Here is a 262-nt window from a genome sequence, read left to right as displayed (position 1 = left end):
GATTCAGACACCGCCCGTCAGGACCACGCACCCGAACACACAGATGTACGTGCGGATGCGGCTGGTCATCGTGCTGTGCGAACACGTACAATCGTCCGTCGCCGAATATCTCGCGCGCGAACGCCCTTGACGCCTCTCGGACGGCCGCGCGGTCCGTGCCAGCCGGCATTGATAGCATCAGATTAAAGGTTTCCCGACGCCGGCTCTCCTCCGGCATCCCCCAACCACCCCATCGCCATTCGTCAAAGAGGTCCTGCAGGGC

1 protein-coding gene is annotated in these 262 nt (G+C 63.0%); it reads right to left on the bottom strand.

The features are described from left to right. The coding region (locus AAEY79_RS15370; RefSeq protein ID WP_352289384.1) for a relaxase/mobilization nuclease domain-containing protein at positions 1 to 217 on the bottom strand (217 nt) is incomplete at its 3' end. Positions 218 to 262: the final 45 nt, after the last annotated feature.

The organism is Psychrobacter sp. GW64-MNA-CIBAN-0177, from assembly GCF_040309585.1.
GTDB classification, from domain to species: Bacteria; Pseudomonadota; Gammaproteobacteria; order Pseudomonadales; family Moraxellaceae; genus Psychrobacter; species Psychrobacter okhotskensis.
The sequence above is the reverse complement of the archived record's forward strand: the minus strand, read 5'-3'. Positions and strand labels throughout refer to the sequence as shown.